The organism is Mycobacterium sp. IS-1496 (assembly GCF_001499995.1).
GTDB lineage: Bacteria > Actinomycetota > Actinomycetes > Mycobacteriales > Mycobacteriaceae > Mycobacterium.
The window spans coordinates 156,234-182,018 of the sequence record NZ_LQIU01000056.1; the positions used below are offsets into that span (position 1 = coordinate 156,234).

At 69.8% G+C, this 25,785-nt stretch carries 25 protein-coding genes; 15 read left to right on the forward strand and 10 right to left on the reverse strand.

Features of this window, described 5'->3' with window-relative positions:
- Window position 1 precedes the first annotated feature (1 nt).
- Window positions 2–1,192 carry a mechanosensitive ion channel family protein gene (locus AU195_RS22355; RefSeq protein ID WP_059161246.1) on the reverse strand — a complete coding sequence of 397 codons (1,191 nt, stop codon included), beginning with the start codon at window positions 1,190–1,192 and terminating at the stop codon, window positions 2–4.
- A gap of 127 nt (window positions 1,193–1,319) precedes the next feature.
- Here AU195_RS22355 and AU195_RS26295 point away from each other — a divergent pair, with 127 nt between their 5' ends.
- From AU195_RS26295 to AU195_RS22385, 7 genes are all read left to right on the forward strand, one after another.
- Window positions 1,320–1,625, forward strand: a complete 306-nt coding sequence (locus AU195_RS26295; RefSeq protein WP_286149451.1) for a hypothetical protein — start codon at window positions 1,320–1,322, stop codon at window positions 1,623–1,625.
- 2 nt (window positions 1,626–1,627) lie between these two features.
- Window positions 1,628–1,978 (forward strand): hypothetical protein, encoded by a 351-nt coding sequence (locus AU195_RS26300; protein ID WP_286149452.1) that lies wholly within the window; start codon window positions 1,628–1,630, stop codon window positions 1,976–1,978.
- A gap of 75 nt (window positions 1,979–2,053) precedes the next feature.
- Window positions 2,054–2,608 (forward strand): crossover junction endodeoxyribonuclease RuvC, encoded by a 555-nt coding sequence (gene ruvC, locus AU195_RS22365; RefSeq protein WP_157531223.1) that lies wholly within the window; start codon window positions 2,054–2,056, stop codon window positions 2,606–2,608.
- Entirely contained in the window at window positions 2,605–3,198 is a 594-nt protein-coding gene (gene ruvA, locus AU195_RS22370; RefSeq protein WP_059161201.1) for a Holliday junction branch migration protein RuvA, read from the forward strand. Before ruvC ends, ruvA begins: the two co-directional genes overlap by 4 nt.
- A 37-nt stretch (window positions 3,199–3,235) precedes the next feature.
- Complete coding sequence (ruvB, locus tag AU195_RS22375; RefSeq protein WP_059161202.1) at window positions 3,236–4,309, forward strand: Holliday junction branch migration DNA helicase RuvB; 1,074 nt, start codon at window positions 3,236–3,238, stop codon at window positions 4,307–4,309.
- Window positions 4,310–4,322: 13 nt separating this feature from the next.
- Window positions 4,323–4,961, forward strand: coding sequence for a hypothetical protein (locus AU195_RS22380; RefSeq protein ID WP_059161203.1), 639 nt, complete (start codon window positions 4,323–4,325; stop codon window positions 4,959–4,961).
- 128 nt (window positions 4,962–5,089) lie between these two features.
- Window positions 5,090–5,872 carry a hypothetical protein gene (locus AU195_RS22385; protein ID WP_059161204.1) on the forward strand — a complete coding sequence of 261 codons (783 nt, stop codon included), beginning with the start codon at window positions 5,090–5,092 and terminating at the stop codon, window positions 5,870–5,872.
- Window positions 5,873–5,937: 65 nt separating this feature from the next.
- Here the strand turns inward: AU195_RS22385 and AU195_RS22390 are convergent, their stop codons facing one another.
- Both AU195_RS22390 and gabT read right to left on the reverse strand, forming a co-directional pair.
- A complete protein-coding gene (locus tag AU195_RS22390; RefSeq protein WP_059161205.1) occupies window positions 5,938–7,371 on the reverse strand; it encodes a gamma-aminobutyraldehyde dehydrogenase in 1,434 nt (477 codons plus the stop codon).
- Between the two features lie 17 nt (window positions 7,372–7,388).
- On the reverse strand, window positions 7,389–8,729 hold the full coding sequence (gene gabT, locus AU195_RS22395) for a 4-aminobutyrate--2-oxoglutarate transaminase (protein ID WP_059161206.1): 1,341 nt from the start codon (window positions 8,727–8,729) through the stop codon (window positions 7,389–7,391).
- A gap of 301 nt (window positions 8,730–9,030) precedes the next feature.
- Here gabT and yajC point away from each other — a divergent pair, with 301 nt between their 5' ends.
- The 6 genes from yajC (at window position 9,031) to AU195_RS22425 (ending at window position 17,171) form a co-directional block, all read left to right on the forward strand.
- A complete protein-coding gene (gene yajC, locus AU195_RS22400; RefSeq protein ID WP_059161207.1) occupies window positions 9,031–9,384 on the forward strand; it encodes a preprotein translocase subunit YajC in 354 nt (117 codons plus the stop codon).
- An 88-nt stretch (window positions 9,385–9,472) separates the two neighbouring features.
- Complete coding sequence (gene secD, locus AU195_RS22405) at window positions 9,473–11,296, forward strand: protein translocase subunit SecD (protein WP_059161208.1); 1,824 nt, start codon at window positions 9,473–9,475, stop codon at window positions 11,294–11,296.
- Between the two features lie 3 nt (window positions 11,297–11,299).
- Entirely contained in the window at window positions 11,300–12,574 is a 1,275-nt protein-coding gene (gene secF / locus AU195_RS22410; protein ID WP_059161209.1) for a protein translocase subunit SecF, read from the forward strand.
- Between the two features lie 5 nt (window positions 12,575–12,579).
- Window positions 12,580–14,232: an ABC transporter substrate-binding protein gene (locus tag AU195_RS22415; RefSeq protein WP_059161210.1), complete on the forward strand. Its 1,653-nt coding sequence runs from the start codon at window positions 12,580–12,582 to the stop codon at window positions 14,230–14,232.
- On the forward strand, window positions 14,229–14,753 hold the full coding sequence (locus AU195_RS22420) for an adenine phosphoribosyltransferase (protein WP_059161211.1): 525 nt from the start codon (window positions 14,229–14,231) through the stop codon (window positions 14,751–14,753). The genes AU195_RS22415 and AU195_RS22420 overlap by 4 nt, the downstream gene beginning before the upstream one ends.
- A 54-nt stretch (window positions 14,754–14,807) precedes the next feature.
- Window positions 14,808–17,171, forward strand: coding sequence for a RelA/SpoT family protein (locus tag AU195_RS22425; protein ID WP_059161212.1), 2,364 nt, complete (start codon window positions 14,808–14,810; stop codon window positions 17,169–17,171).
- A 4-nt stretch (window positions 17,172–17,175) separates the two neighbouring features.
- Here the strand turns inward: AU195_RS22425 and AU195_RS22430 are convergent, their stop codons facing one another.
- The gene (locus AU195_RS22430) at window positions 17,176–18,162 is read right to left on the reverse strand and encodes a peptidylprolyl isomerase (RefSeq protein WP_059161213.1); all 987 of its coding nucleotides are present in this window, start codon (window positions 18,160–18,162) and stop codon (window positions 17,176–17,178) included.
- Complete coding sequence (locus AU195_RS22435; RefSeq protein WP_059161214.1) at window positions 18,162–19,043, reverse strand: peptidylprolyl isomerase; 882 nt, start codon at window positions 19,041–19,043, stop codon at window positions 18,162–18,164. The genes AU195_RS22430 and AU195_RS22435 overlap by 1 nt, the downstream gene beginning before the upstream one ends.
- 132 nt (window positions 19,044–19,175) lie before the next feature.
- Between AU195_RS22435 and AU195_RS22440 the strand changes: the two genes are divergently transcribed.
- A complete protein-coding gene (locus AU195_RS22440) occupies window positions 19,176–19,841 on the forward strand; it encodes an MBL fold metallo-hydrolase (RefSeq protein ID WP_059161215.1) in 666 nt (221 codons plus the stop codon).
- Window positions 19,838–21,094: a histidine--tRNA ligase gene (hisS, locus tag AU195_RS22445; RefSeq protein ID WP_059161216.1), complete on the forward strand. Its 1,257-nt coding sequence runs from the start codon at window positions 19,838–19,840 to the stop codon at window positions 21,092–21,094. The genes AU195_RS22440 and hisS overlap by 4 nt, the downstream gene beginning before the upstream one ends.
- Here the strand turns inward: hisS and AU195_RS22450 are convergent.
- From AU195_RS22450 to urtB, 5 genes are read right to left on the reverse strand one after another with little or no spacing between them, the layout of a single operon-like run.
- The gene (locus AU195_RS22450) at window positions 21,091–22,248 is read right to left on the reverse strand and encodes a zinc-binding dehydrogenase (RefSeq protein WP_059161217.1); all 1,158 of its coding nucleotides are present in this window, start codon (window positions 22,246–22,248) and stop codon (window positions 21,091–21,093) included. The two genes, hisS and AU195_RS22450, sit on opposite strands and share 4 nt — an antisense overlap.
- Window positions 22,249–22,264: 16 nt before the next feature.
- Complete coding sequence (gene urtE, locus AU195_RS22455) at window positions 22,265–22,957, reverse strand: urea ABC transporter ATP-binding subunit UrtE (RefSeq protein WP_059161218.1); 693 nt, start codon at window positions 22,955–22,957, stop codon at window positions 22,265–22,267.
- A gap of 1 nt (window position 22,958) precedes the next feature.
- Window positions 22,959–23,786, reverse strand: a complete 828-nt coding sequence (urtD, locus tag AU195_RS22460; protein ID WP_059161219.1) for an urea ABC transporter ATP-binding protein UrtD — start codon at window positions 23,784–23,786, stop codon at window positions 22,959–22,961.
- Window positions 23,783–24,904 (reverse strand): urea ABC transporter permease subunit UrtC, encoded by a 1,122-nt coding sequence (gene urtC, locus AU195_RS22465; RefSeq protein WP_059161220.1) that lies wholly within the window; start codon window positions 24,902–24,904, stop codon window positions 23,783–23,785. The genes urtD and urtC overlap by 4 nt, the downstream gene beginning before the upstream one ends.
- Window positions 24,901–25,785: an urea ABC transporter permease subunit UrtB gene (urtB, locus tag AU195_RS22470; protein WP_059161221.1), complete on the reverse strand. Its 885-nt coding sequence runs from the start codon at window positions 25,783–25,785 to the stop codon at window positions 24,901–24,903. Before urtB ends, urtC begins: the two co-directional genes overlap by 4 nt.

Here is a 25,785-nt window from a genome sequence, read left to right on the forward strand (position 1 = left end):
TTCAGTCGCGGCCGTGCCCGTTGGACTCCGCGAAGTCGCGGGCGCGGGCGTCGGCCTCCGGGCTGCCGGAGAACACCGCCGAGCCCACCCGTCGGGTCTCGCCACCGGTGGTGTCGTCGCGCCGCGGCGCCGGCCGGCTGGTCTCCAGCCGGTACCGCGGCGCGGTGCCGTGGGTGCGCCGGATCCAGTCGACCAGCCCCTCGCGCACCGCGCACTGCAGATCCCACAGCGCGCTCGCGTCGGGGGCGCTGACCAGGACCCGCACCCGCACGAACCCGCCGACCGCATCGGTGACCTGCAGGACGCCGCTGCGGCCGTCCCACTGGTCGCTTTGTGCCAGCAGGCGGTCCAACTCGGCGCGCATGTCGTCGAAGGGCACGGAGAAGTCGACGTCCAACTCGACGGTGCCCATGATCTCGGTGGCGCTGCGCGTCCAGTTCTGGAACGGGGTGGTGGTGAAGTAGGTGCACGGCAGGACCAGGCGGCGTTCATCCCAGACCCGGACCACCACGTAGGTCAGGGTGATCTCCTCGATACGCCCCCACTCCTCTTCGAGCACCACCACGTCGCCGACGCGGATGGCGTCGGAGAACGCGATCTGCAGCCCGGCGAACACCGATCCCAGCGAGGTCTGCGCGGCCAGGCCCGCGACCACCGACAACACACCGGCCGAGGCGAACAGCGTGGTGCCGATGTCGCTGAACGCCGGGAACGTCATGAGGATCGCGGCGGACCCGAGGACGACGACGATCGCGACCGCCAGCCGTCGCAGCACCGTCACCTGGGTGCGCACCCTCCTGCGGTGCCGGTCGGCGTCGGTCAACCCGGCGTCACCGCCGCCGAAGCGTGAGATGACCTGGCGCTCGGCGACATTCACCAGCCCGGTCACCAGCCACGTGACCGTCGCGATGAGCGCGATGACCAGGGCGTGGTCCACCCAGCCGCGCCAGGCCGTCGCCGGATCGGCGGTGCGCTGCACCGCGATCGTCGCCGCCACCACCATCAGGATGGCCCGGATCGGCAGCCGCGTGCACACCTCGACGTCCTTGACGATGTGGCTTCGGCGTGCCACCCGCGACAACACCCAGGTGAGCACGATGCCCAGCAGGTAGGCGGCGACGACGGCGCCGGCCACCCAGCTGAGGGTGACGGCGAGATCGGTGGCGGATCGGAGTTCGGTCTCTTCGGGCATCGGGGGCATCTGCTCCACAGCTCGGGTTCGACGGACCGTCCCGACGGTAGCGGCGTCGGCGCGACGCGTCATATGACCGCGCACTCATATGTCGCACGGATCGACTCGGATCGGACAAGATGACGCCATGGCTGCGGTCACGGATCCGAACGGGACGGCGTGGTCGGTGCACCGACAGTGGTGGCCGTTCCCCGGCGTGTTCGATCTCACCCTCGATCTGTTCGGACTCCTGCTGGCACTGCCATTCCTGGTGCTCTGGCCGTTCTGGCTCGCGACCAAGTGGCTGGGCGCGCGGTGGACGATCATCGTCGAACGCGACGGCGAGGAGGCGAGTCGCGAACTCGTCCGCGGGTGGCGGCGGTCCGGAGGGCGCATCGCCGAACTGGCGTGGGAGATCTCACAGGGCGCCCGGTCCGGACGGTTCGTGATCTGACCGTGCCGGAACTCAAGGACGCGAACGGGGCGCGGTGGCGCGTGCGCCGACGCTGGATGCCGCTGCTCGACCGCCTGGACATGCTCAACTGGGGCAACGACTGGTTCGGCCTGCTGCTGTTCGTGATCGCGCTGCCGTTGGTGCTGGCGTGGCCGTTCTGGGCGCTGGGAAAGCTGTGCGGGGTGCCGTGGAAGGTCGTGGTCACCCGTGAGGGCGAGGACGTCGCGGAGGAGAGGATCAAGGGGTGGCGCGCCTCGGGGCGGCGGATCGCCGAGATCGTCGACGGCATCCGCGTCGCCGGGGTGGTGCCCGCGCCGGGCGCACCGCCGCAAGATCTGCGTCCGTACACCTGAGCGGTGTGTCTGCCGGTGCCCGCGCGGGAGGCCCGCTAGGGTTGTCGAACACGTGTTCTCACGAAGGGGCTTGCCGTGCGGGTGATGGGAGTCGATCCCGGGTTGACGCGTTGCGGGCTCTCGGTCATCGAGAGCGGGCGCGGTCGCCAGGTCATCGCGCTCGACGTCGACGTGGTGCGGACCCCCTCCGACGAGCAACTGCACCGCAGGCTGCTCCTCATCAGCGACACGGTCGAGCACTGGATGGACACCCACCGGCCCGACGTCATCGCGATCGAGCGGGTGTTCTCCAACCACAACGCCTCCACCGCGATGGGTACGGCGCAGGCCGGTGGGGTGATCGCGCTGGCCGCCGCCAGACGTGAGATCGACGTGCACTTCCACACGCCCAGCGAGGTGAAGGCCGCGGTCACCGGCAACGGTCGCGCCGACAAAGCTCAGGTGACCGAAATGGTGACGAGAATCCTTGCGCTGCAGGCGAAGCCCACGCCGGCGGACGCCGCCGACGCATTGGCGCTGGCGATCTGCCACTGCTGGCGCGCCCCCATGATCGCCCGGATGGCCGCCGCGGAGAAGCTGGCCGCCGAACAGCGCCGCACGTACCGGGCCAAGCTCAAGGCGGCGAGATGATCGCCTCGGTGCGCGGTGAGGTCATCGACATCGCGCTCGACCACGCGGTGATCGAGGCCGCCGGTGTCGGCTACAAGGTGATGGCCACCCCGTCGACGCTGGCCACGCTGCGCCGCGGCGCGGAGTCGCGCCTCGTCACCGCGATGATCGTGCGCGAGGACTCGATGACGCTGTACGGGTTCGCCGACGGCGAGTCCCGCGACCTGTTCGGCACACTGCTGGGGGTGTCCGGTGTGGGCCCGAAGATCGCGTTGGCGACGCTGGCCGTCTACGACGCCCCGGCCCTGCGCCAGGCGCTGGCCGACGGCGACATCACCGCGTTGACCCGTGTGCCCGGCATCGGCAAGCGCGGCGCCGAGCGGATGGTGCTCGAACTGCGCGACAAGATCGGCCCGGTGACGGGCACCGGCGCGGTGGCGAGCGCGGTCGGCGGCCACGCCGTGCGCGGCCCGGTCGTCGAAGCCCTCGTCGGCCTCGGGTTCCCGGCCAAACAGGCCGAGGAGGCGTGCGACAAGGTGCTCGCCGCCGATCCGGACGCCACCACGTCGAGTGCGCTGCGCGCGGCGCTGTCGATGCTCGGGAAGAAGTAGCCAGCGATGAGCCGCTTGCGCGAAGAGCAGACCTGATATGGGCAGATTCGACGAGTCCGGCGCCGAAGAACCCGAAGCCGACGACCGTGACGTCTCACCCGCACTGACCGTCGGCGAGGGCGACATCGACGCCAGCCTGCGGCCCCGGTCGCTGGGGGAATTCATCGGCCAGCCACGCGTGCGTGAACAGCTGCAGCTGGTGCTCGAGGGCGCCAAGAACCGCGGCGGCACCCCCGACCACATCCTGCTGTCCGGTCCGCCGGGTCTGGGTAAGACGTCGCTGGCGATGATCATCGCCGCCGAACTCTCGTCGTCGCTGCGGGTGACCTCGGGTCCGGCGCTCGAACGCGCCGGGGATCTGGCGGCGATGCTGTCGAACCTCGTCGAGGGTGACGTGCTGTTCATCGACGAGATCCACCGGATCGCCCGGCCCGCCGAGGAGATGCTCTACCTCGCGATGGAGGACTTCCGGGTCGACGTCGTCGTCGGCAAAGGTCCTGGCGCCACGTCGATCCCGCTCGAGGTCGCGCCCTTCACCCTGGTGGGCGCCACCACCCGGTCGGGTGCGCTGACCGGCCCGCTGCGCGACCGGTTCGGCTTCACCGCGCACATGGACTTCTACGAGCCGGCCGAACTCGAACGGGTGCTGGCCCGGTCGGCGGGCATCCTCGGGATCCACCTCGGTGCCGAGGCGGGCGCGGAGATCGCCCGGCGCTCGCGTGGCACGCCCCGCATCGCCAACCGGCTGCTGCGCCGGGTGCGCGACTACGCCGAGGTGCGGGCCGACGGCGTCATCACCCGCGACATCGCCAAGGCCGCACTGGAGGTCTACGACGTCGACGAACTGGGGCTCGACCGGCTCGACCGTGCGGTGCTGTCGGCGTTGACCCGCAGCTTCGGCGGCGGACCGGTCGGTGTCTCGACGCTGGCGGTCGCGGTCGGGGAGGAGGCCACCACGGTCGAGGAGGTGTGCGAACCGTTCCTGGTGCGTGCGGGGATGATCGCGCGCACCCCGCGTGGCCGCGTCGCCACCGCGTCGGCCTGGACGCACCTCGGCCTGACCCCGCCCAGCGGCGTCACCGGACTGGGCCAGGCCGGACTGTTCGACTGAGAGGGGACCAGACATGGGCAGCGGCACCATCCGGATCGGCGGCGTGTGCGGTCTGATCAGCGCAGGCGCCGCGATTCCCGCCTACCTCGCCGGCTCGCCGGAGCGGCCGAGGACCCCTGACCAGGCGAGCGCCTACTTCGCCGACGCGGCGTCCTTCGTCACAGCCAACGGCACCGTGCCGCTGCTGCACCTGCTGTTCGGCCTGGCGTTCCTCGGGGTGCTGCTGTCGCTGTTGCGGTCGGCGGCCGGCCCGACCGGCGCGGTGTACACGGCGGTCGTCGGCGGCACGATGTTCATCGCGCTGACCGCCGCCGGGCTGGCGGCCGAGGTGGCCGTCCCGGCGGCGATCGCCCGGTCGTCCGACGTCACGCTGATCGACCACGCGCCACCGTTCCTGACGCTGGCGGTGTGGCTCTACCACTACAGTCACATCGGTTCGGCCGCACTGGTTTTCGCGACCGCCTATGTCGTGTGGCGCACCGGCGTCCTGCCCAGGTGGTCGGCGGGGCTGGCCGTGCTCGGAATCCTCCCGCTGCTGCACACCTGGGTCGGGCTGCCGGGCGCCTACAGCATGGTCGCCTGGATCGGCCTGACCGGCCTGCTCATGCTCGCCATCCCGCCGGTCGTCCGCGTGGAGAGCGTGGTCGCCTGACCCGAGCAGCCCAGCAGCTGCAGGTCGGTGGCGTACGTGACGATCACCGCAGCCGCCACGTGCGAGCGCGGCCGCGATTACGCGGGGCCGCCCTCGGGTACCCGGTGCGCACGACAGAGGAGGCAACAATGATCGGATCCGAGCGTCCGGACAAGCCGCGCGGCGGCCGCATGAGGATTCCCCGTAGCCGCGGCGCTATCAGTGGATTCCTGCTCATCCTGCTCGGCCTGTGGGGTGCGCTCATTCCGTTCGTCGGGCCGAACTTCGATTTCGCGTTCACCCCGGATCAGCCGTGGACGTGGACGAATGCCAGAGGGTGGCTGGAAGTGCTGCCCGGTGCCGTGACCGTGGTGGGCGGCCTGCTCATGTTGACGTCGCGCAACCGCGCGACCGCGTCGCTCGGAGCGTGGCTCGCCGTCGCCGCCGGCGCGTGGTTCGTCGTCGGGCGTGCGCTGGCCGGGCCGCTGGGCCTCGGCAGCGCCGGCACTCCGGTGGCCGGGACCGACACCAAGCGGGTGTGGCTCGAACTCACCTACTTCTACGGCCTCGGCGCCCTGATCGTCTTCCTCGGTGCGCTCGCGCTCGGACGGCTGTCGGTCCGCAGCGTCCGCGACGTGGAGTACGCGCAGCGCCCCCTCACCGACCGTGACCGCACCCTGGCGGACCACGACCGCACCACTGCGACCCACACCGGGCCCCAACCGGTGGCCGGCGCTCCGGTCGCACACACCGGTCCGCAGCCGGTGGCGCAGACCGGTCCCCAGCCGGTGACGCAGACCGGGCCGCAACCGATGGCCGCACCTGCGGGCGCTGCGCCCGCCGGGGCGGCCGGACCTGCTACCGGCCAGCGCAAGCGCGGACTGCTCGATCGGATCCGCGGCGGGCGGAACCGGCCGATGGCCCACCACTAGCAGCAGTCGATGAGAGGTCCCGGTCGTCGGGAGACCCGAGGGGTGACGACCGGGATCTCTGCTGCTCAGCCGATGTAGGCCATCACGTGCTTGACGCGGGTGTAGTCCTCCAGCCCGTACATCGACAGGTCCTTACCGTGTCCGGACGATTTGAAGCCGCCGTGCGGCATCTCCGCGACCAGCGGGATGTGGGTGTTGATCCACACGCATCCGAAGTCCAGCGCCGCCGACACCCGCAGTGCCCGTGACACGTCCTTCGTCCACACCGACGAGGCCAGCCCGTACTCGACGCCGTTGGCCCAGGCGATCGCCTCGTCCTCGTCGGAGAAGCTCTGCACGGTGATGACCGGGCCGAAGATCTCCTGCTGGATCATCCGGTCGTCCTGCAGCAGTCCGCCCACCACCGTGGGTTCGATGTAGAAACCCTTGTCGCCCTGGCGGTTTCCGCCGACGGCGACCTTCGCGTGCGACGGCACGTCGTCGAAGAAGCCCAGCACCCGGTCGAGCTGGTTGACGTTGTTCACCGGCGGCACCCAGGCGTCCTCGTCGTCGGCCGGCTTGCCGAACGTCGTCGTCGCCGCCTTCGCCTGCTCGGCCAGCGCGTCGGTGAGGTCGGAGGCGATCCGCGCCGGTGCGAGCACCCGGGTGGCAGCCGTGCAGTCCTGTCCGGCGTTGAAGTAACCCGCCGTCGCGATGCCCTCGGCGGCCGCGGCGATGTCGGCGTCGTCGAACACGATCACCGGCGCCTTGCCCCCGAGTTCGAGGTGGGTGCGCTTGAGGTGCCCGCCGGCGCTGACCGCGACAGCCCGGCCCGCGGCGACCGAGCCGGTGATCGCCACCATCTCCGGCGTCGGGTGGGCGACCAGGCCGGCGCCGGTCACGCGGTCACCGGTGACGACGTTGAGCACCCCGGGCGGCAGATGCCTGGCCGCCAGTTCGGCCAGCATCACCGTGGTCACCGGGGTGGTGTCACTGGGTTTGATGACGACGGTGTTGCCCGCGGCGATCGCTGGGCAGATCTTCCAGATCGCCATCATCATCGGGTAGTTCCACGGGGCCACCTGCCCGATGACACCGACCGGTTCGCGGCGGATCCACGACGTGTGGTTCTCCATGTACTCGCCCGCGGACTTACCCTCCAGCACGCGCGCCGCGCCGGCGAAGAACCGGATCTGGTCGACCATGGGCGGGATCTCCTCGGCCATGGTGACGTGGTTGGGCTTACCGGTGTTGCGGCCCTCGGCGGCGACAAGATCGTCGGCGGCCTTCTCCACCTCGTCGGCGAAGTCGAGCAGCGCCTTCTGCCGCTGGGCCGGTGTGGTCCGCTTCCAGTCCTTGAACGCCTTCGACGCCGCGGCGTAGGCGTTGTCGATGTCCTGTTCGTTGGACACCGGTGCGGTGCCGTACTCCTCGCCGCTCGACGGGTCCACCAGCGGCATCGTGGCGCCGGAGACGGAGTCGACCAGTTGGCCGTCGATGAAGTTCTTGACCGTGGTCATGCAGTTCTCCTTGTCTGTCAGAGGTCGCGGAGGAGGAGGGCCACGACGTCGAGCCCCTCGACGAGCAGTTCGTCGCTGATGGCCAGCGGCGGGAGGAAGCGCAGCACGTTTCCGTAGGTGCCGCACGTCAGCACGATCACTCCGGCGGCGTGCGCACCGGCCGCCAGCGCCTTGGCCAGCGCGGCGTCCGGTGCGGTGGTGCCGGGCTCGACCAGTTCGACCGCGATCATGGCGCCGCGTCCGCGGACGTCGCCGATGCGGTCGTCCTCGGCCTGCAGCCGGCCCAACCGGTCCTTCATCAGCACCTCGATCGCCGCCGCGCGGTCGACGAGGTTCTCCGATTCGATGGTCTCGATGGTGGCCAGCGCCGCCGCGCACGCGACCGGGTTGCCGCCGTAGGTGCCGCCGAGGCCCGAGACGTGCGGGGAGTCCATGATCTCGGCTCGGCCCGTCACCGCCGACAACGGCATGCCGTCGGCGATGCCCTTGGCCGTGACGATCAGGTCGGGCTCGATGCCTTCGTGCTCGCAGGCGAACATGCGGCCGGTGCGGGCGAATCCTGTCTGCACCTCGTCGGCGATGAACACCACGTCATTGCGCCGGCACCAGTCGAGCAGCGTCGGCAGGAACCCCTCGGCGGGGACGATGAAGCCGCCCTCGCCCTGGATCGGTTCGATGATCACCGCGGCCAGGTTGCCTGCGCCGACCTGCTTGTCGATCACGTCGATCGCCCGGCGGGCGGCCAGTTCGCCGTCGGTGGCCAACTCCTTGCCGAATTCGGCGTCGCGGAACGGATACGACAGCGGAGCGCGGTAGATCTCGGGGGCGAACGGTCCGAACCCGTGCTTGTAGGGCATCACCTTAGCGGTCAGCGCCATCGTCAGGTTGGTGCGGCCGTGATAGGCGTGGTCGAAGGACACCACGGCCGACTTGTGCGTGTACGACCGCGCGATCTTGACCGCGTTCTCGACGGCCTCCGACCCGGAGTTGAACAGCGCCGAGCGTTTCTCGCCGTCACCGGGGGTGAGCCGGTTGAGCGCCTCGGCGACGGCGACGTAACCCTCGTACGGCGTGACCATGAAACAGGTGTGGGTGAAGTGTCCGGCCTGCGCGGCGACCGCCTCGACGACCCGGGGCGCCGCGTTGCCGACCGTGGTGACCGCGATGCCCGAGCCCAGATCGATCAGCCGGTTGCCGTCGACGTCCTCGACGATCCCGCCCTGCGCACGCGCCGCGTACACCGGCATCGTGGTGCCGACACCGCGCGAGACGGCGGCGGCCTTGCGGTCGATGAGCTGCTGCGACTTCGGGCCGGGGATGGCCGTGGCGAGGTGGCGGCTCTGCTCGAGGGTGCTCACGTCAAGACTCCTGCGTCACATCGGGCGGCGATCCGGGCACGCCCGAGCCTAGTCGGCGACGCGGTGGTGTGCGGCGGGAAACGACCGTCACGGAAGGGCCGGACTATGGATTACGCAGCAAGCGCGCGCCATTTGTGCGATTTCCGTGGAATCGGGCCCGTGGAAGTGGTCGCACGCGACCGGGCATCCGGGTTCCGGGCCGGACAATGGCACACTGGTCAACTACGAGGCGCCTGTTTTCCGGGGGGGGATCAAGGGCGCCGTGACCGCGAATACCTCGAAACGAAAGACGCCTGCTGCCATGGATCTGGTCGTATTCCTACCCCTGCTCATCATCATGGGCGCGTTCATGTTCTTCGCCTCACGCCGCCAGAAGAAGGCCATGCAGGCGACCATCGACCTGCACAATTCACTCCAGGTCGGCGACCGTATCCACACCACCTCCGGTCTGCAGGGCACCATCACCGGCATCACCGACGACGACGTCCACCTGGAGATCGCGCCCGGCGTCGTCACCACCTGGATGAAGCTCGCGGTCCGGGACCGCATCGACCCCGCCGACGAACTCGACACCGACGATTCGGCGGCCACCGAGGTGTTCGACAGCCCCGTCGCCGACGCGGCGTCCGATCCCGACCGGTCCAAGCGCGACTGATCACGGGGAGACTGACAGCCAAGCCCTCAGCGGCCGCACGTACCCTTTGCGGTGCTGACGAACTGAACTCCGAGGGGACCCAAGCAACGTGGCATCGTCTTCGGCGCCGGTACATCCTGCCCGCTACCTGTCGCTCTTCCTGGTACTTCTGGTCGGTGCCTTCCTCCTGGTCTTCCTGACCGGTGACAAGAAGGCGGACCCGAAGCTGGGAATCGACCTGCAGGGCGGTACCCGCGTCACCCTGACCGCCCGGACTCCCGACGGCTCCCCGCCGACCCGGGAATCGCTGGCCCAGGCACAGCAGATCATCAGCGCGCGCGTCGACGGGCTGGGGGTGTCGGGCTCGGAGGTCGTCGTCGACGGCGACAACCTGGTCATCACCGTTCCCGGCAACGACGGCAACGAGGCCCGCAACCTGGGTCAGACGGCACGGCTCTACATCCGGCCGGTCGTGCACGCGATGCAGGCGCAGCCGGCCGCGGCCCGGGGCGGCCAGCAGGGCGGCGAGCAACCCGCCCAGCCCGGCCAGCCGCAACCGGCGCCGCCGGCGGCGCCCGGTCTCCCGGGCCTGCCCGGCCTCGCCCCGCAGCCCGGCCAGGCGCCGCCTCCGGCTCCGGCGCCGGCAGGCGAAGCCCCGCCCGCCAACACGCCACCGGCGCCGCAGCCCCGGCCCTACCCGCAGCAGCCGGCCCCGTCGCCCACCGAACCCACCCCGGCGCCGGCCCCGGCGCCGCCCGCACCGGGGGGGCCGGCCGCACCCGCGCCGTCCCAGGCGCCGGGTGTCCCCGACGAGCGCGCCGACCTCGCCCAGCGCATCGCCGACGAGAAGCAGTTGCGGCAGAGCACCGACCCGTCCATCCAGTTGCTCGCGCTGCAGTTCCAGGCGACCCGGTGCGGTGAGGACGACGTGCTCGCCGGCAACGACGACCCCAACCTGCCGCTGATCACCTGCTCGACCGACGGGCAGACGGTCTACCTGCTGAACAAATCCATCATCAACGGTGAGCAGATCGCCAACGCGTCATCGGGGCTGGACAACCAGCGCGGCGAATACGTCGTCGACCTGGAGTTCAAGGACGACGCGGCCAAGGTCTGGGCGGATTTCACCGCCGCCAACGTCGGCACCCAGACCGCGTTCACGCTGGACTCCCGCGTGGTCAGCGCGCCCGAGATCCAGGAAGCCATCCCCGGCGGCCGGACGCAGATCAACGGCCGGTTCACCGACGCGTCGGCCCGCGAACTCGCCAACGTCCTCAAATACGGTTCGCTACCGCTGTCGTTCGAGTCGTCGGAGGCCGAGACGGTGTCCGCGACGCTGGGCCTCGCCTCGCTCAAGGCCGGGCTGATCGCCGGTGCGGTCGGCCTGGCGTTGGTGCTGGTGTACTCCCTGCTCTACTACCGCCTGCTCGGCGTGCTCATCGCGCTGTCGCTGGTGGCCTCCGGTGCCATGGTGTTCGCGATCCTGGTGCTGCTCGGGCGCTACATCAACTACACCCTCGATCTGGCCGGTATCGCCGGTCTGATCATCGGTATCGGCACCACCGCGGACTCGTTCGTCGTGTTCTTCGAACGCATCAAGGACGAGATCCGCGAGGGACGGTCGTTCCGGTCGGCGGTGCCACGCGGTTGGGCCCGAGCGCGCAAGACGATCGTGTCCGGCAACGCGGTGACGTTCCTCGCCGCGGCGGTGCTCTACTTCCTGGCCGTCGGCCAGGTCAAGGGCTTCGCGTTCACGCTCGGGCTCACCACGATCCTCGACGTCGTCGTGGTGTTCCTGGTGACCTGGCCGATCGTCTACCTGGCGTCGAAGACGACCTGGGCGGCGAAACCGAAGTTCAACGGCCTCGGCGCGGTCCAGCAGATCGCGCGCGAACGACGGGCGGCCGCGCACGCGACCGCGGGACGGGGATAGGCAATGGCGGCTAGGCAGAAGACCGCTGCAGACCACACCGCAGGCACCGCGAAGACGCCGGGGGCCGAGACGGCACCCAACCACGGGTTCTTCGTCCGTCTCTACACGGGCACCGGCGCCTTCGAGGTCGTCGGGCGCCGCAAGCTCTGGTACGCCGTCAGCGGCCTGATCGTCCTCGTCGCGGTGGCCAGCATCCTGATCCGCGGGTTCACGTTCGGCATCGACTTCGAAGGCGGCACCAAGGTCTCGATGCCGGTGGCGGGAGCCAACGGCAACGCCGAGGTCACCCAGGTCGAGACGGTCTTCAGCGACACTCTCGGCAAGGCGCCGGAGTCGGTGGTCACCGTCGGCAGCGGGAACTCGGCGACCGTGCAGATCCGGTCGGAGACGCTGACCAACGAGGAGGCCTCCGAACTGCGCACCGCGCTGTTCGACCGCTTCCAGCCCTTGGGCGAGAACGGCCGGCCGAGCGAACAGGCCATCAGCGACTCCGCGGTGTCCGAGACATGGGGTGGCCAGATCACCGACAAGGCGCTGATCGCGCTCGGGGTGTTCCTGGTGCTGGCGTCGCTCTACATCGGGATCCGCTACGAACGGTGGATGGCGATCGCGGCGATGGCGACGCTGTTCTTCGACCTGATCGTCACCGCGGGTGTGTACTCCCTGGTGGGATTCGAGGTGAGTCCCGCCACCGTGATCGGGCTGCTCACCATCCTGGGCTTCTCGCTCTACGACACGGTGATCGTGTTCGACAAGGTCGAGGAGAACACGCACGGCTTCGAACACACGACCCGGCGCACGTTCGCCGAACAGGCCAACCTCGCGGTCAACCAGACGTTCATGCGCTCGATCAACACCAGCCTGATCTCGGTGCTGCCGATCATCGCGCTGATGGTGATCGCGGTGTGGCTGCTGGGCGTCGGCACGCTGATGGACCTGGCGCTCGTCCAGCTGGTCGGCGTGATCGTCGGCACCTACTCGTCGATCTTCTTCGCCACCCCGCTGCTGGTGTCACTGCGTGAGCGCACGCAGCTGGTGCGCGACCACACCCGCCGGGTGCTCAACCGGCGCAAGCCCGGCGCCCCGAGGGGTGCGGCGCTCACCGCGCCGGTCGAGGACGACACCGAGGCCGGCGAACCGGAGAAGGTCCCGGCCGCGTCGACGGTCAAGGCGGCCGCCACCCCGCCGGCCGACAAGCCCGCGCCCGGTGCGAAACCGGCACGGCCGACGAGCAGGCCCAGTCGCCCCACGGGTAAGCGCACCCCGCGGGGCCGGTAGGCCCGATGCACGCTCGGATCCGGCGGGCCGCCGTGGCGGCGACGGTGGCGACGCTGACGGCCACCGCGCTGTCGTCCTGCGGCGGCTCCGCCGCGGACTCGGTGGACTACGCCGTCGACGGCGCGCTCGTCAGCTACAACACCAACACCGTGGCGGGAGCCGCGTCGGGCGGCCCGCAGGCGTTCGCGCGTGTGCTGACCGGCTTCAACTACCACGGTCCCGAGGGCCAGATCGTCGGCGACCACGACTTCGGCACCATCGCGGTGGTCGGCCGTGCGCCGCTCGTGCTCGACTACCAGATCAGCGACAAGGCCGTCTACTCCGACGGCAAACCGGTGACCTGTGACGACCTGGTGCTGGCGTGGGCAAGTCAGTCGGGGCGCTTCCCGCAGTTCGACGCCGCGAACCGGGGCGGTTACAGCGACGTCGTGTCGGTGGACTGCGCCCCCGGCCAGAAACGGGCGCGGGTGTCGTTCGCGCCGGACCGCGGATTCGTCGACTTCGGGCAGTTGTTCAGCGCGACCGCGTTGATGCCGTCACACGTCCTCGCCGACGAACTCGGCGTCGACGTCACCACCGCGCTGAAGAATTCCGACCTGCCGGTCGTCGAGCGCATCGCCGACGCCTGGAACACCACCTGGGACCTCAAACCCGGCCTGAACGGGGAGGACCTGAAGAAGTTCCCGTCGTCGGGGCCGTACAAGCTGGAGTCGGTGACCGACGAGGGCGCCGTCACCCTGGTGGCCAACGACAAGTGGTGGGGCACCGCACCGGTGACCAACCGGATCACGGTGTGGCCGCGCGGCGCCGACATCCAGGAGCGTGTCAACGAAGGCGCCTACGACGTCGTGGACATCGCCGCAGGCTCCTCCGGCACCCTGAACATGCCCGAGGACTACGTCCGCGCCGACAGCCCGTCCGCGGGGATTGAACAGCTGATTTTCGCCCCGCGCGGACCGCTGGCCGCCCCGCCCGCCCGTCGTGCGCTGGCGTTCTGCACACCGCGCGACGTCATCGCCCGCAACGCCGAGGCGCCGATCGCCAACTCCCGGCTCAACCCGGCCGACGAGGACGCCTTCGCCGCGGCGGAGGCCACCGGCGAGGTGGGCCGGTTCACCGTCTCCGATGCCAAGGCCGCCCGCGACTCCTTGGGGAACCGTCCGCTGACTGTGCGGATCGGTTATCAGAGCCCCAATGCCAGGCTGGCCGCGACCGTCGGGGCCATCGCCAAGTCCTGCGAACCGGCGGGGATCAGGGTGGTCGACGCCGCGGGTCCGTCGGTCGGGCCTCTGACGTTGCGCGCCAACGAGATCGACGTCCTGCTCGCCAGCACCGGCGGCGCTCCGGGCAGTGGTTCGACCGGGGCGTCGGCGTTGGACGCCTACGCGCTGCACACCGGTAACGGCAACAACCTGAGCGGATACTCGAACCCGCGCATCGACGGCATCATCGGCTCGCTGGCGGTCAGCTCCGACCCCAAGGAGCTCGCCCGGCTGCTCGGCGAGGGCGCGCCGATGTTGTGGGCCGACATGCCGACCCTGCCGCTGTACCGTCAGCAGCGCACACTGCTCACCTCGTCCAAGATGTACGCGGTGACCGGAAACCCCACCCGCTGGGGCGCCGGCTGGAACATGGACCGCTGGAGGCTGTCACGGTGACCGACATCGCGCAGGTGATCGCGTCATTGATGCGCGAGGTACCCGACTTCCCCGAGCCCGGTGTCCAGTTCAAGGACCTGACCCCGCTGCTCGCCGACGCCAGGGGTCTGGTCGCGGTCACCGACGCGCTGGCTGCCACCGCGGAGGGCGCCGATCTGGTGGCCGGTATCGACGCCCGCGGATTCCTGCTGGGCGCCGCGGTGGCGCTGAGGCTGGGCACCGGGGTCCTCGCTGTGCGCAAAGGGGGCAAGCTGCCGCCTCCGGTGCACTCGCAGACCTACGACCTCGAATACGGGTCGGCCACGCTGGAGATCCCCGCCGATGGACTGGACATCGCCGGGCGCACGGTGGTGATCATCGACGACGTGCTGGCCACCGGCGGGACCGTCGCGGCCACCCATCGACTGCTCACCAGCGGCGGCGCCACGGTGCGCAACGCCGCGGTGGTGCTGGAGCTGACCGCCCTGGGCGGGCGTGAGGTGGTGCAACCGCTGTCCGTCAGCAGCCTCTACACGGTGTGAGGGATATCCTCGAGGTCTGCGCGGCTGGAGCAGAAGTGGACGGGAGGTGGACTGATGGCTGACGACACGACCACGACCGCACCGGTCACCGCGCCGTTGCCGATCGCCGACATCCCCGAGTCCCCCGAACCGTCCAAGGCCGACGCGCCCAAGACGTCGTCGAGTGCCTCGCGGCGGGTACGTGCCCGTCTGGCCCGCCGGATGACCGCGCAGCGCAGTGCGGTCAACCCGGTGCTCGAACCGCTGGTGGCGGTGCACAAAGAGTTCTACCCCAAGGCCGACCTGACGCTGTTGCAGCGTGCCTACGAGGTCGCCGAACAGCGGCACGCCGACCAGATGCGCCGCTCCGGCGACCCGTACATCACCCATCCGCTGGCGGTGGCCAACATCCTCGCCGAGTTGGGGATGGACACCACCACGCTGATCGCCGCGCTGCTGCACGACACCGTCGAGGACACCGGGTACACCCTCGACGCGCTGACCGCCGAATTCGGGGCCGAGGTCGGCCATCTGGTCGACGGCGTCACCAAACTCGACAAGGTGGCGCTGGGGACCGCCGCCGAGGGCGAGACGATCCGCAAGATGATCATCGCGATGGCGCGTGATCCGCGCGTGCTGGTGATCAAGGTCGCCGACCGGTTGCACAACATGCGCACGATGCGGTTCCTGCCGCCGGAGAAGCAGGCCCGTAAGGCGCGGGAGACACTCGAAGTGATTGCGCCCCTTGCCCATCGGCTGGGGATGGCCACCGTCAAGTGGGAGCTCGAGGATCTGTCGTTCGCGATCCTGCACCCGAAGAAGTACGACGAGATCGTGCGCCTGGTCGCCGACCGCGCGCCGTCGCGCGACACGTATCTGGCCAAGGTCCGCGCGGAGATCGTCAACACCCTGACGAAGTCGAAGATCAACGCCACCGTCGAGGGACGGCCCAAGCACTACTGGTCGATCTACCAGAAGATGATCGTCAAGGGCCGCGACTTCGACGACATCCACGACCTGGTGGGCGTGCGCATCCTGTGCGACGAGATCCGCGACTGCTACGCCGCGGTCGGCGTTGTGCACTCCCTGTGGCAGCCGATGGCGGGTCGGTTCAAGGACTACATCGCCCAGCCCCGCTACGGCGTCTACCAGTCGCTGCACACCACGGTCGTCGGGCCGGAGGGCAAACCGCTCGAGGTGCAGATCCGCACCCGCGACATGCACCGCACCGCCGAATACGGCATCGCCGCGCACTGGCGCTACAAGGAAGCCAAGGGCCGCAACGGTTTACCGGCCGGCCACACCGCGGCCGAGGTCGACGACATGGCCTGGATGCGTCAACTCCTCGACTGGCAGCGGGAGGCCGCCGACCCCGGTGAGTTCCTGGAGTCGCTGCGCTACGACCTCGCTGTGCAGGAGATCTTCGTCTTCACCCCGAAGGGCGATGTGATCACGCTGCCCGCCGGGTCCACACCGGTCGACTTCGCCTACGCGGTGCACACCGAGGTCGGGCACCGCTGCATCGGCGCGCGGGTCAACGGCCGGTTGGTCGCGCTGGAGCGCAAACTCGAAAACGGTGAGGTCGTCGAGATCTTCACCTCCAAGGCGCAGGGGGCGGGCCCGTCGCGGGACTGGCAGACCTTCGTGGTGTCCCCGCGCGCCAAGGCCAAGATCCGTCAGTGGTTCGCCAAGGAGCGCCGCGAGGAGGCCCTCGAAGCCGGTAAGGACGCGATCGGCCGTGAGGTGCGGCGCGGCGGTCTTCCGTTGCAGCGCTTGATGAATGCCGAGTCGATGGCCGCGCTCGCACGGGAACTGCGGTACGCCGACGTCTCCGCCCTCTACACCGCGGTCGGTGAGGGGCACGTCTCGGCGCGCCACGTCGTGCAGCGGTTGCTCGCGCAGTTCGGTGGCGACGAGGCCGCCGAGGACGAACTCGCCGAACGGTCCACCCCGGCGACCATGCCGGTCCGTCAGCGCAGCACCGACGACACGGGTGTGTCGGTGCCGGGCGCGCCGGGCGTTCTCACGAAGCTGGCCAAGTGCTGCACCCCGGTGCCGGGAGACCAGATCATGGGGTTCGTCACCCGCGGTGGCGGGGTGAGCGTGCACCGGACCGACTGCACCAACGCGTCCTCGCTGCAGGAGCAGGCCGAACGCATCATCGACGTCGAGTGGGCGCCGTCGCCGTCGTCGGTGTTCCTGGTGGCCATCCAGGTCGAGGCGCTCGACCGGCACCGGCTGCTCTCCGACGTCACCCGGGTGCTCGCCGACGAGAAGGTCAACATCCTCTCGGCGTCGGTGACCACCTCGAACGACCGGGTGGCGATCAGCCGCTTCACCTTCGAGATGGGCGACCCCAAACACCTCGGCTACCTGCTGCGGGTGGTGCGCAACGTCGAAGGCGTGTACGACGTCTACCGGGTGACCAGCGCGGCCTGACCGGTCAGTCGAGCCGCGCCGAGGTGATCGTGACCTCCGTGGCGGGTTTCCCGTCGTCGCCACCGCCGGTGACCCCCCGCGCGGCGATCTTGTCGAGCGTCGCCAGGCCGGTGGAGTCGACGGTCCCGAACACCGTGTACGTCGGCGGCAGCAGGGTGTCCCCGTAGACGAGCATGAACTGGCTGCCGTTGGTGCCCGGTCCGGTGTTGGCCATCACCAGCGTGCCCCGCGGGTAGACGACCGGACGCCGCAGCCCCGGATCGGACAGCCGGTACTGGTTGGTCGGGTATTCGTTCGGGAACCGGTAGCCCGGCCCGCCGGCACCGGTGCCGGTCGGATCACCGCACTGCAACACCTTCATCGACCGGCCGGTGGTGAGCCGGTGGCAGGTGGTGTCGTCGAAGAAGCCCTGCTGGGCGAGGCTGGCGAAGTTGTTCACCGTGCAGGGTGACGTGCCGTTGTCGAGTTCGAGCCCGATGTTGCCCTGGTTGGTCGACACGCCGGCGCCGACCGTCGCCGGATCGGTGGGCACGCGCCCGGCGCGCGGCGGCGTGACCGGTGCTGCGGCGGGCAGGTCGCTCTTCGGGTACTGGCAGTTGGCGCCCAGGTTGCGGGGTGCGACGAAGGCGGGGAGCGGGTCGCCCGAGGGCGGTGCGGCGCTGCGGGTGAGGCCGTCGTCACCGCGTTGTTCGCCGGCGTGCTGGGCGACCGCCATCAGGAACAGCAGACCGAAGACGACGACGGCGATCGTCAGCGCCGTCATGACGTAGCCGATGATCAGGCCGGCCAGCGCGAGGCCACGGCCTTCCTCGCCGGTCCGCTTGATCTGGGACAGCGACAGGTGGCCGAAGACGATGCCCAGGGGGGCGAACAAAAAGGCGCACACCAGCGCGGCGACGGCCCACGCGTTGGTGGCGCGTGGACCCGGATAGCCGCCGGGGCCGGGTGGGTACGCCGGCGGCGGGGGGTAGGGCCCCGGCGGGTAGCTCATCAGTCCAGCAGGATCGTCTTGACCTGGACCTCGTCGGCCGGTGCGCCGTCCTGACCGCCGCCCTCGACCCCGGCGGCGGCGATCTTGTCCAGCGTGGCCAGGCCGGTGTCGTCGATGCGGCCGAACACGGTGTAGCCCGGCGGCAGCTGGCTGTCCTTATAGACCAGGAAGAACTGGCTGCCGTTGGTGTTGGGTCCGGCGTTGGCCATCGCCAGCGTCCCGCGCGGGTACAGCACCGCTTCCTGCAGTGCCGGGTTGTCCGGCTGGTACTGGTTGGTCGGGTACTCGTTGGCGAATTCGTAGCCCGGCCCGCCGGTGCCCTCACCGGTCGGGTCGCCGCACTGCAGCACCGACAGCGTCGGGCTGGTGGTCAACCGGTGACACGGCGTGTCGTTGAAGTAACCCTGCTGCGCCAGGCTGGCGAAGCTGTTGACGGTGCACGGCGCCTTGGCGTTGTCGAGCAGCAGGCCGAGATTGCCCTGGTTGGTGGACATGCTGACGCTGACCTCGGCGGGGTCGGTGGGCACCGTGCCCGTGCGGGGTGGGTTGACCTGCTTGCTCGCCGGTCCGGCCGCGGGGTACTGGCAGTCGGCGCCCAGCCCGGCAGGCGGTGCGAACGCAGGCAGCCGGCCGTCTGCGGCCGGTTGCGCGGGTGCCCCCGAGGTGGTCGGGGTGGGTGTCTGCGCCGACGCGGTGGTGTCCGACGAGTCGCCGTTGGTCAGCACGAGGGTCGCGACGATGGCGCCGATCACGACGACCGCCGCGACCGCCGAACCGGCGATCGTCGCGATCCGCCGCTTACGCGCCTTCTCGGCCCGGCGTTCGAGCTGCCGTTCGAGTTTGCGTTTGGCCGCCTCGCGTCGCTGTTCGTTTGTCGGCACCGCCGCTGTCCTCCTCGTCTGCGCGGGTCCTATCCGCGTCCGGTCGGCACCGAGTGTGCCAAAAGTCGCCCAGCGCCGGGTGAACGACCCGCTGGAAAGGGTCACCTCGCCCGGCATGGGAAACTGGCAGACGTGTTGATCACCGGATTTCCGGCGGGCATGTTGGCGTGCAACTGCTACGTGCTCGCCCAGCGGCCGGGGTCGGACGCCATCGTCGTCGACCCGGGGCAGCGGGCCATGGCGCCGCTGCGCCGCATCCTCGACGAGCACCGCCTCACCCCGGCGGCGGTGCTGTTGACGCACGGCCACATCGATCACATCTGGTCGGCGCAGAAGGTCGCCGACACCTACGGCTGCCCGGCCTACATCCACCCCGAGGACCGGTTCATGCTGACCGATCCGATCAAGGGCTTCGGCCCCCGGATCGGGCAGATGCTGATGGGGGCGCTGTTCCGGGAGCCGCGGCAACTGATCGAATTGGACCGCGACGGGCAGACGCTCGACCTCGGCGGTATGCCGGTGACCGTCGACCACACACCCGGCCACACCCGCGGGTCGGTGGTCTTCCGGCTGCCCGCCGACGGCTCGCAGGTCGCGCTGACCGGCGACACCCTGTTCCGCAGTTCCGTCGGCCGTACCGATCTGCCCGGCGGCAGCGGACGCGACCTGCTCGGGTCCATCCTGACCAAACTGCTGGTGCTCGACGACGACACCGTGGTGCTGCCCGGGCACGGGCCGACATCCACGATCGGCGACGAACGCCGCACCAACCCGTTCCTCGAAGGGCTCAGACTGTGACCGAGACCGCCTTCCAGGCGCCCAAGGGCGTCCCGGACTACCTCCCGCCGGAGTCGGCGCAGTTCGTCGCCGTCCGCGACGGGCTGCTCACCGCCGCGCGGCGGGCCGGCTACGGCGACGTGGAACTCCCGATCTTCGAGGACACCGCGCTGTTCGCGCGCGGGGTGGGGGAGTCCACCGATGTGGTGAGCAAGGAGATGTACACGTTCGCCGACCGCGGGGACCGCTCGGTGACACTGCGGCCCGAGGGGACCGCGGGGGTGATCCGCGCGGTGATCCAGCACCGGCTCGACCGCGGGGCGCTGCCCGTCAAGCTCTGCTACTCCGGGCCGTTCTTCCGCTACGAGCGGCCGCAGGCCGGGCGGTACCGCCAACTGCAGCAGGTCGGCATCGAGGCGATCGGGGTGGACGACCCGGCGCTCGACGCCGAGGTGATCGCGGTCGCCGACGCAGGGTTCCGGTCGCTGGGCCTCGACGGCTTCCGGCTGGAACTCACCTCTCTCGGTGACGACACCTGCCGGCCGCAATATCGGGAACTGTTGCAGGACTTCCTGTTCAGACTCGACCTCGATGAGGAGACCCGTCGCCGCGCCGAGATCAATCCGCTGCGCGTCCTCGACGACAAGCGCCCCCACGTTCGCGAGATGACCGCCGACGCGCCGGTGATGCTCGACCACCTGTCGGACAGCGCCAAAGCGCATTTCGAGACGGTGCAGACGCATCTGCAGGCTCTCGGTGTGCCGTTCGTGATCAACCCGCGGATGGTGCGCGGCCTCGACTACTACACCAAGACCACGTTCGAATTCGTCCATGACGGCCTCGGCGCGCAATCCGGCATCGGCGGCGGGGGCCGTTACGACGGGCTGATGCGCCGGCTGGGCGGTCAGGACGTCTCGGGCATCGGGTTCGGGCTGGGGGTCGACCGCACGCTGCTGGCGTTGCGGGCCGAGGGCAAGACCGCGGACGAGGCGGCGCGGATCGACGTGTACTGCATCCCGGCAGGGCCCGACGCGAAGGTCGACGTCGCGGTGCTGGCCGCCGATCTGCGCCGGGCCGGCGTCCGCGCGGACGTGGCCTACGGCGATCGCAGCCTCAAGGCCGCCCTCAAGGCGGCGGACCGCACGGGCGCGTCCATCGCACTGATCGCCGACCCCGGCGTCACCGCGGTGAAGGTGAAGGACCTCGGCACCGGCGACCAGACGGAGGTCGCGCGCGACGCGGTGGTCGCGGAGGTGGTGTCGCGTCTTAATTAGGGCGCGACGGCGGTGCTGCGCGGGTCGATGAGGATCTTGGCGTGCGCCTCGGCCGTCCCCAGCGCCTCGAAGGCGTTGGTCACGCCGTCGAGGCCGACGGTGCCGGTGATCAGCGCCGACGCGTCCACTCTGCCCTCGGCGAGCAGGTGGAGCGTGTCGCGGAATTCCAGTGGGGTGTAAGCGAAGACGAACCGCAGGTCGATCTCCTTCGCGTTCGCCAGGGTGGGTCGGAAGCGGTCCTCGCCCATGCACACACCGACGACGACGACGCGTGACTGCAGCGGGGCGGCGCCGATGATGCCGTCGATCACGCCGGGCACCCCCACGCATTCGAAGACGATCGGCCGTTTCGGTCCCGCGGCGCCCATGGCCTCGGCGGCCCGGTAGAGGTGCGACCATCCCGGGAGGCGGCGGAGCTTCTCCATGGAGCCCACGCCCAGCTCGTAGAGCTGCGGGGCCTCGGTGACAGCCCCCCGCTGACCGCTCGCGTCGTAGGGGGAGTCGACGGCGGGGTCGACGACCACGTCTGCGCCGCAGCGGGTGGCGAGCTCTCGTCGCGTGGCGGAGAAGTCGCTGGCGACGATCTGACGCACGCCGAGCGCCTTGAGATGGCAGATCACCGCGAGGCCGACCGGCCCGCAGCCGATCACGATCGCGACGTCGCGTCTGCGAATCTCGCTGCGCCGCACGGCATGCAGGGCGACGGCCATCGGTTCGGTCAGCGCCGCGGTGTCCAGGTCGAGACCGTTGGGGACGACGAAGCTCATCGACGCCTCGGCGAGGACCCGCTCGGCGAAGCCGCCGGGGGCGAGCGGTGAGAGGCCGGTGAGGTGGACGCCGCCGGACGCCCGCACCAGCGGGAAGGACACCACGGGCGTGCCCGGCTTGAACTCCTTGCCGACCCCCTTGCCGCGTTCGGCCACCTCGCCGCAGAACTCGTGGCCGAGCACGACCGGCGTGTCACCTCGCATGAAATCCGGATAGCCGAGGTTGTCCATCACGTCGGTCAGCTCGTCGGCGTGGTCCTTGGCGTGCAGGTCGGATCCGCAGATCCCGCAGCGCCGCACGTCGAGGACCAACTGGCCTTTCGCCGGCTGCGGGTCGGGCAGCTCGACCACCGACAGGGTGCCGCGTTCGCAGCTGACGGCCTTCATGGGTGCCGACACTAGCTCAGATCGCCATCGCCGCCCGCACATCGGCCTCCGACGCCGAACCACCGGTGCCGCTGGAGGTGATGCGGCCGGCTTCGAGGATGTAGTAGCGCTGCGACGATTCCAGTGCGAAGCCGATGTGCTGTTCGACGAGCAGCACACCGAGGTCGCCCCGAGCGGTCAGCGCGGTGATCGCGGCCTCGATCTCGGCGACCACGGACGGCTGGATGCCTTCGGTGGGTTCGTCGAGGATCAGGCACTTCGGGCTGGTGATCAACGCCCGGGCGATCGCGAGCTGTTGCCGCTGCCCGCCGGAGAGCAGGCCGGCGCGGCGGGTCAACAATTCCTTGAGCGCGGGGAACAGGTCGAGTTGCTCGTCGATCAGCGCTCTGCCGTTCTTGCGGCCGTCGGCGACCACCTGCAGGTTCTCTGCGGTGGTCAGCTGGCCGAACGACTGCTGTCCCTGCGGGACGTATGCCAGCCCGCGGGCCACCCGGGCGCTGGGCCGCAGCTTGGTGATGTCCTCACCGTCGAACATCACCCGCCCGCCCGTGCATCTGAGCAATCCGACCGCCGCGCGCAGCAGCGTCGTCTTACCGGCGCCGTTGTGTCCCATCACCGCGGCCACCCCGTCCGAGGGCACCTCGACACTCGCGCCGTGGATGACCTGTGAGCGCCCGTACCCGGTACGGACGTCGACCAGCTGCAGCATGTCAGTCACCTTCCACGACGAGGTCGCCGTCGATGCCGTCCGCACCGGCGGCGGCCGTACCCAGGTACACCTCCTGCACCTTCGGGTTGGCCTGCACGTCGGCGACCGCCCCTTCGGCGATCACCTGTCCCCGGGCCAGCACGGTCACCGATGTCGCGAACGCACGCATGAAATCCATGTCGTGTTCGACGACGACCACGGTGCGCTGACCACCGATGCGCCGCAACAGGTTCCCGGTCTCTTCACGCTCCTCGGTGCTCATCCCGGCCACCGGCTCGTCGAGCAGCAGCACATCGGCGTTCTGGACCAGCAGCATGCCGATCTCGAGCCACTGCTTCTGCCCGTGCGCGAGCACGCCCGCGGGTTTGTGCGCCATCTCGGTCAGGCCGACGGTCTCCAGCGCCTCCTCGATGGCCGGTGACACACCGTGGCGGCGGCGCAGCAGCGTCCAGACCGACCGGTGCGCGCCCGCGGCGATGTCGAGGTTCTGCAGCACGGTGAGCTGTTCGAAGACGCTCGCCGTCTGGAAGGTCCGTCCGACACCGAGCTTGGCGATCTGGTGCACCTTCTTGCCGAGCAGTTCGACGCCCGATTTGTTGACCGACCCGGACGCGTTGACCAGCCCGGTGATCGCGTCGATGACCGTGGTCTTGCCGGCCCCGTTCGGCCCGATGAGGAACCGCAGGTCACCCTGGAACAGGGTCAGGTTGACATCGCTGACCGCCTTGAACCCGTCGAAATCGACGGTCAGCCCGCGGACTTCGAGGTACTCCGCGCCCATACCGGCGTTGCCGCCTGCGACCGGTTCGCGGTCGGTGGTGGTGGTCATGTGGGCGCTCCCACCTTCTCCGGGTCCGGGTCGGGGTCCGCTTGCAGGGCCGAATCATCGCGCGGTGTGCCGGCTTTGGCCTTGCGGCGCCGTCTGAGCAGCACGCCCAGGCCGGCCAGACCGGCGGGGAAGAACCCGACGACGACGATGAAGAGCAGCCCCTGGGCGTAGATCCACTCCGACGGGAAGCGTTCGGAGAACAACGTCTGCGCCCACGCCACACCGATGGCGCCGAGGACCGGCCCGAGCAGCGTGGTGCGGCCACCGATCGCGACGCCGATGAGGAAGGCGATCGACGGCAGGATGCCCACCTGGGACGGCGCCATGAAACCGACGATCGGGGCGAACAGCGCACCGGCGATGCCGGCGAACAGCGCGGCCACGGTGTAGGCGACGACCTTGATGTTGGCGGGGTCGTAGCCGAGGAAGCGCACGCGCTCCTCGCCGTCGCGCACCGCCACGAGCAGTTCGCCATAGCGGCTCTGCATCAATTGGCGCGCCACCGCCACGACGATCAGCAGCACGGCAGCGGCGATGAAGTACAGCATCTGCTTGTTGACCGGATCGTTGAGCGCGAATCCGAAGAACGTCCGGAAGTTCGTGAGCCCGTTGCTTCCGCCCAACCCGGTCTGCCCGACCAGCAGGATGGCCAGTGCCGCGGCCAGGGCCTGGGACAGGATCGCGAAGTAGGCGCCCTTGACCCGGCGTTTGAACACCCCGAAGCCCAGCGCCGCGGCGATGCCGGTGGGGATGACGACGATGGCCAGCAGGGTGAAGGCGGGGGAGGCGAAAGGTGCCCAGTATGCCGGTAGTTCGCGCACACCGGCGATCTGCATGAAGTCCGGCACGTCGTCTCCGCGCAGTTGCGCGTCGGAGATCTTGAGGTGCATGCCCATCATGTAGCCGCCGAGGCCGAAGAACACCCCCTGGCCGAGGACCAGCATCCCGCCCCGGCCCCATGCCAGGCCGATACCGACCGCGACGATCGCGAAGCAGAGGAACTTGCCCAGCAGGCCGAGCCGGAAGTCCGACAGGACCGCGGGTGCGACCGCGAAGAGCGCGAGCGCGGCGACACCGAACCCCGCCCACGTCTGCCAGCGTCCCACGAAGGTCCTCACACGAGACTCCTTGTCCGAACGGTGAACAGGCCCTGGGGACGAACCTGCAGGAAGATCACGATGATCACGAAGACGATCACCTTGGCCAGCGAGGCGGTGGTGTTGTACTCGATGAACGAGTTCAGGAAACCCAGCGCCATCGCCGCGATGACGGTGCCCTTGATCTGCCCGAGGCCGCCGACCACCACCACGAGGAACGCGTCGATCAGGAAGCTCTGCCCGGTGGTGGGGCTCGTCGATCCGATCAGGGTCAGCGCCACCCCGGCGACGGCGGCCAGACCCGACCCGATGAAGAACGTGGTGATGTCGGTCTTGCGCGACGAGATCCCACTGGTCTCCGCCAGATCGCGGTTCTGGACGACAGCGCGGATGCGCCGGCCCATCGGGCTGGTCTTGAGCACGGTGGCCAGCACCGCCACGCACAGCACCGCCAGCACCAGGATGAAGATGCGCGTCTTCGGCACCACCGCGCCCAGAATCTCCACCCCGCCGGAAAGCCACGACGGCGCAACGACGTTGACCGCGGGAGCGCCGAAGACGTCCCTGGCGATCTGTTGCAGGATCAACCCCACCCCGAACGTGACCAGCAGGGTGTCCAGCGGCCGGTGATACATCCGCTGGATCAGCGTCACCTCGAGCAGCGCGCCCATCGCACCGCCGACGAAGAACCCGATCAGCAGCGAGATCAGCAGTGACGCACCGGCACTGGAGAACACCTGCTGCACCACATAGGCGGTGTAGCAGCCGGCCATGATGAACTCGCCGTGGGCCATGTTGATGACCCCCATCTGACCGAAGGTCAGCGAGAGGCCGAGCGCGGCCAGCAACAGGATCGAGCCGAGGCTCAATCCCGTTGCCAGCTGCCCGATGAGGACATCCAT

Bases quoted from the DNA above. Each gene is read 5' to 3' on its own strand.
- secF (WP_059161209.1), top strand. From the start codon at position 11,300: ATGGCGGCTAGGCAGAAGACCGCTGCAGACCACACCGCAGGCACCGCG.
- AU195_RS26295 (WP_286149451.1), top strand. From the start codon at position 1,320: ATGGCTGCGGTCACGGATCCGAACGGGACGGCGTGGTCGGTGCACCGA.
- AU195_RS22380 (WP_059161203.1), top strand. From the start codon at position 4,323: ATGGGCAGCGGCACCATCCGGATCGGCGGCGTGTGCGGTCTGATCAGC.
- urtB (WP_059161221.1), bottom strand. From the start codon at position 25,785: ATGGATGTCCTCATCGGGCAGCTGGCAACGGGATTGAGCCTCGGCTCG.
- urtD (WP_059161219.1), bottom strand. From the start codon at position 23,786: ATGACCACCACCACCGACCGCGAACCGGTCGCAGGCGGCAACGCCGGT.
- AU195_RS22390 (WP_059161205.1), bottom strand. From the start codon at position 7,371: ATGACCACGGTCAAGAACTTCATCGACGGCCAACTGGTCGACTCCGTC.
- ruvB (WP_059161202.1), top strand. From the start codon at position 3,236: ATGGGCAGATTCGACGAGTCCGGCGCCGAAGAACCCGAAGCCGACGAC.
- AU195_RS22450 (WP_059161217.1), bottom strand. From the start codon at position 22,248: ATGAAGGCCGTCAGCTGCGAACGCGGCACCCTGTCGGTGGTCGAGCTG.
- AU195_RS22425 (WP_059161212.1), top strand. From the start codon at position 14,808: ATGGCTGACGACACGACCACGACCGCACCGGTCACCGCGCCGTTGCCG.
- yajC (WP_059161207.1), top strand. From the start codon at position 9,031: ATGGATCTGGTCGTATTCCTACCCCTGCTCATCATCATGGGCGCGTTC.
- AU195_RS22430 (WP_059161213.1), bottom strand. From the start codon at position 18,162: ATGAGCTACCCGCCGGGGCCCTACCCCCCGCCGCCGGCGTACCCACCC.
- AU195_RS22355 (WP_059161246.1), bottom strand. From the start codon at position 1,192: ATGCCCGAAGAGACCGAACTCCGATCCGCCACCGATCTCGCCGTCACC.
- urtE (WP_059161218.1), bottom strand. From the start codon at position 22,957: ATGCTGCAGCTGGTCGACGTCCGTACCGGGTACGGGCGCTCACAGGTC.
- ruvA (WP_059161201.1), top strand. From the start codon at position 2,605: ATGATCGCCTCGGTGCGCGGTGAGGTCATCGACATCGCGCTCGACCAC.
- AU195_RS22415 (WP_059161210.1), top strand. From the start codon at position 12,580: ATGCACGCTCGGATCCGGCGGGCCGCCGTGGCGGCGACGGTGGCGACG.
- AU195_RS22385 (WP_059161204.1), top strand. From the start codon at position 5,090: ATGATCGGATCCGAGCGTCCGGACAAGCCGCGCGGCGGCCGCATGAGG.